The 10,397-nt window shown below is 61.7% G+C and carries 11 protein-coding genes and 1 pseudogene; 7 read left to right on the forward strand and 5 right to left on the reverse strand.

The window, feature by feature from the left end:
• The 4 genes from B9P64_RS23035 to B9P64_RS24790 form a co-directional block, all read left to right on the forward strand.
• On the forward strand, window positions 1-310 hold a 310-nt coding region (locus tag B9P64_RS23035; RefSeq protein ID WP_176256943.1), incomplete at its 5' end, for a chloride channel protein.
• 351 nt (window positions 311-661) lie between these two features.
• Entirely contained in the window at window positions 662-982 is a 321-nt protein-coding gene (locus B9P64_RS24785) for a hypothetical protein (protein ID WP_139826493.1), read from the forward strand.
• Window positions 983-1,319: 337 nt separating this feature from the next.
• The gene (locus B9P64_RS23040) at window positions 1,320-2,366 is read left to right on the forward strand and encodes an IS630 family transposase (RefSeq protein WP_085318413.1); all 1,047 of its coding nucleotides are present in this window, start codon (window positions 1,320-1,322) and stop codon (window positions 2,364-2,366) included.
• A 431-nt stretch (window positions 2,367-2,797) separates the two neighbouring features.
• Window positions 2,798-3,115 (forward strand): hypothetical protein, encoded by a 318-nt coding sequence (locus B9P64_RS24790; RefSeq protein WP_139826494.1) that lies wholly within the window; start codon window positions 2,798-2,800, stop codon window positions 3,113-3,115.
• A gap of 384 nt (window positions 3,116-3,499) precedes the next feature.
• Here the strand turns inward: B9P64_RS24790 and B9P64_RS28325 are convergent.
• Window positions 3,500-4,105, reverse strand: a pseudogene (locus B9P64_RS28325) (IS110 family RNA-guided transposase); the annotation flags it as partial.
• A 4-nt stretch (window positions 4,106-4,109) separates the two neighbouring features.
• On the opposite strand from B9P64_RS28325, the gene B9P64_RS23055 reads away from it, so the two are divergent.
• A complete protein-coding gene (locus tag B9P64_RS23055) occupies window positions 4,110-4,541 on the forward strand; it encodes an Imm50 family immunity protein (RefSeq protein WP_085318416.1) in 432 nt (143 codons plus the stop codon).
• A gap of 18 nt (window positions 4,542-4,559) precedes the next feature.
• Window positions 4,560-4,928 (forward strand): DUF2314 domain-containing protein, encoded by a 369-nt coding sequence (locus B9P64_RS23060; RefSeq protein ID WP_235840106.1) that lies wholly within the window; start codon window positions 4,560-4,562, stop codon window positions 4,926-4,928.
• A gap of 184 nt (window positions 4,929-5,112) precedes the next feature.
• Here the strand turns inward: B9P64_RS23060 and B9P64_RS23065 are convergent, their stop codons facing one another.
• The 4 genes from B9P64_RS23065 to B9P64_RS23080 form a co-directional block, all read right to left on the reverse strand.
• Complete coding sequence (locus B9P64_RS23065) at window positions 5,113-5,514, reverse strand: VOC family protein (RefSeq protein WP_085318418.1); 402 nt, start codon at window positions 5,512-5,514, stop codon at window positions 5,113-5,115.
• 25 nt (window positions 5,515-5,539) lie between these two features.
• A complete protein-coding gene (locus B9P64_RS23070; protein ID WP_085318419.1) occupies window positions 5,540-7,579 on the reverse strand; it encodes a prolyl oligopeptidase family serine peptidase in 2,040 nt (679 codons plus the stop codon).
• A 66-nt stretch (window positions 7,580-7,645) separates the two neighbouring features.
• Window positions 7,646-8,989, reverse strand: coding sequence for a chromate efflux transporter (chrA, locus tag B9P64_RS23075; protein ID WP_085318420.1), 1,344 nt, complete (start codon window positions 8,987-8,989; stop codon window positions 7,646-7,648).
• Window positions 8,990-9,055: 66 nt separating this feature from the next.
• Window positions 9,056-9,667 (reverse strand): cysteine hydrolase family protein, encoded by a 612-nt coding sequence (locus tag B9P64_RS23080; RefSeq protein WP_085318421.1) that lies wholly within the window; start codon window positions 9,665-9,667, stop codon window positions 9,056-9,058.
• Between the two features lie 98 nt (window positions 9,668-9,765).
• Between B9P64_RS23080 and B9P64_RS23085 the strand changes: the two genes are divergently transcribed.
• Window positions 9,766-10,397 (forward strand): AraC family transcriptional regulator (locus B9P64_RS23085; protein ID WP_139826495.1); only part of this gene is annotated, 632 nt, incomplete at its 3' end.

The raw sequence follows: 10,397 nt of genomic DNA on the forward strand, positions 1-10,397 counted from the left end.
CACCTCGCCGCCCTTGAAGCCGCTGTTCTTCATCGGCGCGACGCTGGGCAACGCGCTGGCGCCGCTGCTGCATCTGCCGGTGGGGCTGCTGGCGGGGGTGGGGTTTGTGGCGGTGTTTGCCGGCGCGGCGAATGTGCCGCTGGCGTCGACGCTGATGGCGGTGGAGTTGTTTGGCGGGGGGATTGGGGTGTTTGCGCTGATTGGGTGTGTGACGGCCTGGCTTTGTTCGGGGCAGAGCGGGATTTATCGGGCGCAGCGAAATGAAATGCGCAAATATGCTCACCGCATTGTTCACAAGAAGGATGAATAAACGTGGGCCGAATTCGCTGGCTCACGATTGACTGGCTTCATTCCGGCCACGGCACTGGATGGCGTTGTCGCCGGGTTATCGTGCAAGCTATGGCGCAAGTGTTTTAATTCGCACCGATTCTCGCTGGCGATTCCAGGTTATCCGGCAGCTTCTTCGTGTTTTCGGTGCAGCGGTGAGAAGATTGCTGGGTTTTGTGTGAGTTTTAGTGCGTGGACGGAATTATCCGAAGCAGTGAATTTACTTGTGAAAACAGGGGCTTGTTGGATAGGCTGATGAATAGGAGTCGCGGCGGTAACGGTGTTATCCGGCGCGATGTGTACGCTAAAACACGTTGGGCTTCAGAAAGGACTCTTGACCATGCTGCTCGCGTATAAAAAGAAGGCAAACATCGCTGCTGCATTTTGGTTCGTCAGTATGGTGCTGTTTGTCATTTTTGCCGTTACAACGGAAAATAGGCTGTCGGATATCGGCGAAACCTTGAAAATGCTCCTTCTGACACTAAACGTCCTTACGTTCTGGTTTGCGTTCTGGGCGTACGCGAAAGCCAAGGGATATTCAGGGCTTGTTGGTGTAGTCCTACCAATATTTAGCATTGTTGGACTAATCATTTTGCATTCGCTACGAGACAAGCATCCAGAAGAGTTCCAACCCAACGAGGGAGATCACCAATGACTACGGATGAGTGGCTTCTCGTTACGATAGCGATCACTGGGGGCGGCGCGATCTTCGGAATCTTCAAAACCAAGACGAAAGGCTTCGGTAAATATACAACTTCGCTCTTGCTCCTCACGCTCGTTTTGTCGTCTCGGCCTTGTTCCTTGCTGTAGGAAAAATCGAGGCGAGTTTGTTTGCGAACATCGCTTTTGCTATTGCGGGTTTTGCTGGCGGTCTTATTACGGCAAAGGTGGAAGACGCCCAACTCGGCGCTCCAACGGATACGTCGCAAGCGGCGCGGCGCTGAGCTACTACGTTATTAATAAGGCAATACAAAACAGTAATATAATGGTTTATGGAAAAATTTGATGCTCGCAAGCTTTCCGAAGAATCCCTCGCGCTGCTGCGCAAGCAAGCATATCGCTTGCGACATGAACAGGGTTTGACGTGGAAGGCGATCGGTGAAATGACCGGTGTTCACATGTCCACGCTGATGACGTGGGCGCGGCGCTGGGTTTCCGGGGAATTCAATGGAGACACTGTCGCCTCGCGCCGGCGCGGCAGTCATACCGGCGACAACCGCACGCTGAGCCTGGCCGACGAGATTTATTTACGTGAATGCATTATCAGCAGCAATCCCGCCGCGCGTGGCTTGCCTTTTGCCCTCTGGAATCGACGCGCGGTGCAGCAGGCAGTCAAATCGATCTACAAGATCGACATGCCGATTCGTACCGTGAATGAATATTTGAGACGCTGGGGATTCACGCCGCAACGCCCCGCCAAGCGGGCTTATGAACAGCGTCCGGCCGAGGTTCAGGCGTGGTTGAACGTGACCTATCCCGCGATCGCTCGTCGTGCCGCCTCCGAGGGCGCCCTGATTTATTGGGGCGATGAGACCGCAATCCGCCAGGACACCGCGTGGGCGCGCGGTTACGCGCCAGCCGGCGAAACGCCGCTCATCGAGCATCGCGCGCGCTGGGAAAGTCTGACCATGATTTCCGCCATCACCAATCAGGGACTCATGCGCTTTGCCATTCAGGATGGCGCGATCAATTCTGCATCGCCGATCGAGTTTCTCGACGGGTTGATTGCGGATTCAGCCAAGAGGAAGGTTTTCCTGATTCTCGACAATCTTCGCGTTCATCATTCCGCACAAACCCGGGAATGGCTGGCGTCGAAAAGCGAGAAGATTGAAGTGTTCTACTTGCCGGCTTACGCACCCGACGCCAATCCCGATGAGTATCTCAATGGCCATTTCAAGTCTGCATTGCGAACTGGTCCGATGACGCGTTCGGTGCATCAGCTTCGAGCCATGGCGTACCGGTTCATGGATTTCCTTGAAAGAACGTCAAGCGTTGTGCGTTCATATTTCATGCATCCGGCTGCACGTTATGCAATGTGATGCTTGTTTTGTATTGCCTTGTTAATAGGCACCCGATGCAATTTCACCAATCGGCACATTAGAAAAGGTAGAACTGTGAAAAACAAGTCCGCCAAGCACGTTACAAGTAAGGCCACCAATATGCAAAAAGTGGTTCGAGCAAGGACCACTGATCGAGCCTTTGCTGGGACTATTGACCGAACTGCGCTAGTGCGTGCTGCATTGGAAAATCCGAATTACAAGTGGCGAACAATTAACGGTGTCGCCAAAGAAGCGGGCCTCGATGAGGTCACCGCCAGACGTGTCATCACAGACCTAGGGGAGCAGGTCGTTCGCTCCAGCATCCCAAGCAAAACTGGCGAAGAACTCTACACAACCCGTCGACACTACCGCGAAAGTGAAGGCTTCTTTGTTCGAATGGCAGCAATTCTTCGCAATAGAGCCGGGTAAAAATGGACAATTCATTCTTCCAAAGCAATGTACTGTTCGCCGGCGGTGGGGCACTGGCTATTGAGTTGCTGAAGCTCGCTGAGATTCGAAATCTTCCAAAGCATGAGCGCCCTGATCTCAAGGATTTTTGGTACTGGGTTCCATATATAGTGCTGCCACTACTCGGATCAGGGCTGGCATATGTTTACCTCATGTCAGAGATTGAGCTCAAGCCGTTCTTGGCTGTCAACATTGGCATCTCCGCACCATTAATCATTCGTGCAATGGCAACCTCCGTGCCGCAGATCACAGGCCCAATAGACCCAGGCAACGGCGCCTAACTTGGGCTACTACTACAAGGGCTTCCCCGTCTGTCAAGAAAAAACCTGCCCCGGCCTGAATGAATTCAGGCGCGCAAATAACCAGCAATCAAATATCAATCACAACCAATCGCTCAATACAAACAGACAACGTCAAATCGGCAAGGAAAAGACTGCGAAACTACAACCGGTCTTTGTGAGGCAATCGAATCACCTCTGACCCTGATGAAAGACGCGCGCAGGGGCCTCGATCGTTAGCCGGGCTTGGCAATTGCGCCATCCCCCAGAATTAAACAGGCATTTCCCGCGCAGGTCCAACCTTGCACGTCAACGCGTGCAGTCACGCGAACGAACAAGCCGGTACTACTCAATCAAATTTGGATCGGGGGCAATGTGGGAATTGTTTCAGGTAATCGGCGTAAAAGATTCACTCTTCGCCAGCATTGCCCAAACCATGCGCGCGTTCTTCGCTGCAATTGCCACCACCGCGCGCCAATAGCCGCGTCGCTCGGCAATCGAGATCGCCCATCGACTGATCCTGTCAGTCTTCTCCTTCGCGCTCGCCAATACGGCGCGGGCGCCAAGAATCAGCAGCGTTCGCAAATAGGCATCACCTGCCTTCGTGATTCTTCCGAGTCGGGCCTTGCCGCCAGAACTATATTGCCCCGGCCTCAATCCCAGCTAGGCGGCAAATTGGCGACCTGCCTTGAAGTCATGTCCGTTGCCAATGCTGGCGAGAAGCGCACTGGCCGTCGTCGGGCCAATGCCGGGCATTTCCATCAAGCGCTTGCTGCGCGCATCAGTGCGCGCCGCCTCCCGGATCAGCACGTCGTATTCGCCGACGCGATCATGGAGGAAATGCAGATGCGACAGCAGATCGCCGATTGCCCGCTGCGCATAGCTCGGCAAGCCTTCAAGCGCAGCACAGGTTTCCCGGCGAACGGTTTATGCTTTCAATTCGCTGAGCAATCCGCGCAATCGATTGATCGTCGCAGTTCTTTTCGTTAGCCATCTCATGCAACCGCACGAATTTATCCACGGTTTCCAAGAAGTCGTTGCCTGCTTCGGACAGTGGCCGAGCTTTCACGACGGCGAGGTGCATCGCATAGTGCTGGACAGAATGGCCCGCTCTCCCTCTGGCTCATATATGCCTTCCGTCGAGATTTATCTTCGCGGCTGGATTATGGGGCCGGAAGTCACCAGTGAGGGCTTCTATAAGCTGCACAATGATTCTGTTGTTCACTTCCTGTTTGAAGACATTTTTGATTTCGAGCTTGAAGGGTTCAACCACCAAAATGTCTTGTCGTCGCTGAATTTGTCTCTCGTTGAAGACCCGAAGGGCAGCGGTCAAGTGCTGCACGTCGAGCTTGAGCATTGCTATCAATTTTCGGCTGAGTTCAGTGCTCGCACAGCGACTATTCTTGGTGTTGTTCCCTATGCTGCCTGACAATATGGCCAACTCCTCATGCCACCAAACCTGCGCGAAAAGCCGCGCGGTCCGCTGACCCCAAACATTAGACCTTCAATGAGATACACACTTGATGATGGTGAAAAATTGAATCGGGAGTTTCCAGAAACATTCTGGATGCCAAGCAAAGTAGAACGAGAAAATTTATTACCAGGTGAGTTGGTGAAATTGATATTTCGCATATCACTGGAGAGTGAGCAGCATGTGGAGAGAATGTGGGTAATGATTAAAGAGCGCACCACAAATGGCTATATTGGCGAACTGGATAATGACCCTTACTGCACAGATGAGCTTTGCCGCGGAACATTGGTTGAATTCGAGTCAGCACATGTCATACAAATATACGAAGAGCCATCCCAAGCCTAACCCCGTCCTTGCACCCGACTATGAATATTCCTCTTCATAAACCAAATGACAAAGGGATCATCGAAACCTCATCAACCATCAAAATAACCGGACCGATCCGCTGCTTCACCAGGGAAATCTCTTAAACAAAATCAAACCATATACATCTACGGCCAACGAATAGCATCACTCCAGCAGCGAGCCATTATGGCGTATACGGCTCCGCAACCAACCGCCGAGAAATCCACCAGATATTCCCCCACGCATCGCGCACCCCACCCTGCCGATCCCCATAAGGCATATCGCCAACCGCCATCACCTCGACGGCGCCGTGCGCAATCGCGCGAGCCATCGCCGCATCGGCGTCATCGACGTACAGGTAATAGGCCGCCGCCATCGGCGGAAATGCGGCCACCGCCTCCGACACCATCACCGTCGAATCGCCAAGCCGCACCTGCACATTGGCAATCGCGCCATCGGGTCGCATCGAGCGGCAGGTTTCCACGCCGCCCAGCCCCTCGACCAGAAACCGCACGAAACCCTCGGCCCCCGCCACAAGGAAATAAGGCGCCACGGTGCCAAACCCCGCCGGTTGATTGATCGCCATCGCGCCTTCTCCATAAACAAGGGGCTTAACGCCCCAACCGCTGCCACAAATACACATATTCCAGCGCCGCCAGATGCGCGTGCTGTTCGTTGTCCGCCGCCCCGCCGTGCCCGCCCTCGATGTTCTCGAAATACAGCAGGTCATGCCCCTGCGACAGCATCAGCGCGGCCATCTTCCGCGCATGCGCCGGGTGTACGCGGTCGTCGCGGGTCGACGTGGTGAACAGCGGGCGCGGATACGCCGCCTCGGCATCGACGTTGTGATACGGGCTGTACTCGCGGATGAATTCCCACTGCTCGGGGTCGTCGGGGTCGCCGTATTCGGCGATCCATGACGCGCCGGCCAGCAGCAGGTGGTAGCGCTGCATGTCGAGCAGCGGCACCTGGCAGACGACGGCGTTGAACAGCTCGGGCCGCTGCACCATCACCGCGCCCACCAGCAGGCCGCCGTTGCTGCCGCCCATGATTCCGAGGTGGCGCGGGCTGGTAATGCCGCGCGCGATCAGGTCTTCGGCCACGGCAATGAAGTCGTCGTAGCTGGCCTGCTTGTCGTCCTCGATCGCGGCCTCGTGCCATTCGGGGCCGAACTCGCCGCCGCCGCGGATATTGGCCATCGCGAACACGCCGCCCTCGCGGTGCCACACCAGGCCACGGTCGGGCGAGTACTCGGGCGCGAGCGAAATTTCGAAGCCGCCGTAGCCGTAGAGCAGCGTGGGGTTCTGGCCGTCGGGCGCGGCGCCCTTGGGCCAGACCACGAAGTAGGGCACGCGCGTGCCATCGGCCGAGGTGGCGAACAGCTGTTCCACGCGCATGCCTTCGGCGTCGAACCACGCGGGCGAGCGCTTGAGCAGTTCGCGCTCGTCGTTGGCGGTGGTGCACAGCCACAGCGAGTCGGGCGTGAGGAAGTCGGTGTAGTCGAGCAGCCAGGTTTCGGCGAAGGGGTCGTCGGCGATCTCGGGGTCGTGCAGCGAGCCGAGGTCGAGCGTGCCGGGGTGCGGCGCGGCGATGTGGCGATGGGTCCAGCTGCCGTCGTCGTGGCGCTTCCAGGCTTCGAGCCGGCCGGCGACGTTGTCGAGCACGGTGAGCAGCAGGTGGGTGGCGGTGGTGTCGTAGTCGTCGAGCGAGCGGGTGTCGGTCGGCGTGAACAGGCGCTTGAAGCTGCGCGCGCCGGCGAGGAAGGCGTCGGCGTCGATGGCGAGCAGGGCGCCGGCCGGATGGACTTCGCCGCCGATGTCCCAGTCGCTGCGCAGGCTGATGAGCATGGTCTGGTCCCAGAAGTCGGCCGAGGCGTCATCGGGCAGGTCGAGCCTGACGCGGCCGGCGGGCGTGTCGAGCCAGGTTTCGTCGCGGTAGAAGTCGAGCGAGCGGGTGAAGATCGTGCGTTCGAAGCCGGGCGTGCGGTCGACCATCACGCCGACGCTCACGTCGTCTTCCGCGCCTTCAAACACGGTGACGGCGTCGGCCAGCGGCGTGCCGCGCGCCCAGCGCTTGACCACGCGCACATAGCCCGAGCGCGTGAGCGAGCCGGGGCCGAAATCGGTGCCGACGTAAACCGTGTTGGCGTCGATCCATTCGATGTCGCTCTTGGCTTCGGGCAGTACAAAGCCGCCTTCGACGAACTGCTTGGTCACCGTGTCGAACTCGCGGATGACGGTGGCGTCGGCGCCGCCGCGCGACAGGTGCAGCAGGCAGTAGCGGTAGTCGGGCCCGAGTGCCGAGGCGCCGGCCCAGACCCAGTTTTCGCCTTCGGCTTCGGCCAGCGCGTCGAGGTCGAGCACGGTTTCCCAGTTGGGGCTGGGCTGGCGCCAGTCGGCAAAGCTGGTGCGGCGCCACAGGCCGCGCTTGTGCTGCTCATCGCGCCAGAAGTTGTAGAAGGCGGCGCCGCGCCGGGTCACGTCGGGGATGCGGTCGGGCGAGTTCATCACCGTGAGCAGCTCGGCGCGGATGCGGGCGTAGCGCGGGTCGGCGGTGAGTTCGGCTTCGGTGACGGCGTTGCGGGCGCGGACCCAGTCGAGGGCTTCTTGCGAGTCGACGGATTCGAGGAACAGGTGCGGATCGGTGGGCATTGGGCTGGGTGGCGGGGCTGAGGTGACGGGGCACTGTACTGCGCGCACCGCCCTGCCCCGCGCCGGTCAACCGAGCCCGAGCAGCCAGTGCAGCGCCAGCCCGGCCAGCGCGCAGCCGGCCACGACCGGAATCACGCCGGCCTTGAAGCGGAACAGCGCCACGCCGGCCACCGCGCCGATCAGCAGCGACGGCCATGCAAACGGCCCGCTCCAGCCCTGCGGCCACAGCACATGCCACGCAAAGAACAGCGCCAGATTGACGATGACGCCCACCACCGCCGCCGTGATGCCGGTGAGCGGCGCGGTGAACCTGAGATTGCCGTGGGTCGACTCGATGAACGGCCCGCCCAGCAGCACGAAGAAGAACGACGGCAAAAAGGTGAAGAAGGTCACCACCAGCGCCGCCGCCACGCCGGCCAGCGGCTGCGCATCGGGGCCAAAGATCTCCCCGGTCCAGCCGCCGACAAAGCCGACGAAGGTCAGCACCATGACCAGCGGCCCCGGCGTGGTCTCGCCGAGCGCGAGGCCGTCGATCATCTGGTGCGCGCTCAGCCATTGGTAGTGCTCGACCGCGCCCTGATAGACATAGGGCAGCACCGCATAGGCGCCGCCAAAGGTGAGCAGCGCGGCCTTGGTGAAGAACCAGCCCATCTGCGCGAGCGCGCCGTCCCAGCCCCAGGCCGCGACCAGCCCGCCCATCGCCAGCGCCCACAGTCCCAGGCACACGGCGCTGACGCGCGCCGCCCGCGCCCAGCCGAAGCGCGCGTGCCCGGGCGTCGGCGTGTCGTCGTCGATCAGCGCCGGCCCGAGCGCCTTGCCCGCCTTGCCGCCGTGACCGCCGCCGGCCGCAAAGCGCTCCGGCGCAACCCGCCCGCCCACGTAACCAGCAAGCCCCGCCGCCGCGACGATTGCCGGGAACGGCAGCCCGAGCGCAAAGATCGCCACGAAGGCCGCGACCGCAATGCTCCACAGCCAGGCGTTCTTCAGCGTGCGCGAGCCGACACGGAAAGCCGCATGCACCACCAGCGCCGTGACCGCCGGCTTGATGCCGTAGAACAGCCCCGCGATCGCCGGCACATCGCCAAGCGCCATGTAGACCCAGGACAGCGCAATCAGCAGCAGCAGCGACGGCAGCACGAACAGGCTGCCGGCAATCAGCCCGCCCGGCGTGCGATGCAGCAGCCAGCCGAGATAGGTCGCGAGCTGCTGCGCCTCGGGCCCGGGCAGCAACATGCAGTAGTTGAGCGCATGCAGAAAGCGCCGCTCCGAGATCCAGCGCCGGCGCTCGACCAGCTCGGCATGCATCAGCGCGATCTGCCCGGCCGGGCCACCAAAGCTGATGAGGCCGAGGCGGAACCAGTAGCGCGCGGCTTCGGCGAGCGTGGGCGGGAGCGGGGCTTGCTGGGTCATGGCGGGCCTTGGCAGCGGCGGGAAATCGGCCGCGAACGATACAAGCCCCGCCTGCGCCAGCGCCTTTCAGCGCGCCGGGACCGACGCCGGAATCGAGCCGCGCGCCAGCGCCGGCCCGCCGTTGATGGCGGCGATCCAGTCCGCCGTCGCGCCGACCGCCGCAAAGCCTGCATGCAGCGCCACGCAGAAGACGCGATGCAGCTCCTCGGCGCTGGCCGTGCCGAGGTCGTTGGCATAGTCGGGTGCGCCGCAGGCATCGGCCAGCACCTCGACCACAAAGCCGCGATGGGCCGCGTCGCGCGCCGTGGCATCGACGCAGTTCTGCGTCATGTAGCCGACGAGGGTCAGCGTGCCAATGTCGCGCTCGGCCAGCCAGTCGGCCAGGCCGGTGTCGGCCAAGGCACTGGCCAGCGGCTTGTCGATGAGCAGGTCGTGCGGCCGCGAAGCCACCGCCGGATGCAGCGCGTAGCCGTCGCTGCCGACGGCAAAGATCGGCGTGCCGGCGGGCGTGGCATGGCGCACCGCCACCACCGCGATGCCGGCGGCGCGCGCCGCGTCCATCGCCTCGGCAATGCGCGCGACCGAGCCTTCGCGGTCGGGGAAGGCGATGGGCAGGCGGCCGGTGAAATACTCGTTCTGCACGTCGATGACGATGAGGGCGCGGCGGGTCGGGTTCATGGCTGTGGCTCGTTCTGTGTGGATGACGGCGGCCATTCTTGCCGTCGCGCGGCCGGGCGGCGATTGGCCCGCAAGCCATGTTTCGCCACAATCGGGCCATGTGCGCACAACGCTTCCAGCCCGCCGCCGGACTCGATCCGATGACCATCGCCGTCGTCGCCTTCGACGGCATCAATCCCTTCCATCTGGCCGTGCCCTGCGCGGTATTCGGCGAGCACGGCGACGGCGGCGATGCGCCGCGCTTCACGCTGCGGGTCTGCGCGGTGCAGCCGGGGCCGCTGCTCAGCTCGGCCGGCTTCGGCATCGTCACGCGGCACGGGCTGCGCGGGCTGGCGGGCGCCGGCACGGTCATCGTCCCGAGCTGGCATGACGACGGCGAGCCGGCACCGCCGGCGCTGCTGCGCGCGCTGCGCCGCGCCGCCGACCGCGGCGCGCGCGTGGTGGGGCTGTGCCTCGGCGCGCTGGTGCTGGCCGAGGCCGGCCTGCTCGACGGCCGGCCCGCGACCACGCACTGGCTGGGCAGCGCGCGGCTCGCCGAGCGGCATCCGTCGGTGCAGCTGCGGCCCGACGTGCTCTATGTGGACGACGGCGCGGTCGTCACCTCGGCCGGCACGGCGGCCGCCATCGACTGCTGCCTGCATCTGCTGCGCGAGCAGTGCGGCGCCGAGGCAGCGGCGCGCGTGGCGCGGCGCATGGTGGTGGCGCCGCACTGCTCGCGCAGCAGATGCAG

Origin of the sequence: Derxia lacustris, assembly GCF_002105195.1 — a bacterium.
GTDB lineage: Bacteria > Pseudomonadota > Gammaproteobacteria > Burkholderiales > Burkholderiaceae_E > Derxia > Derxia lacustris.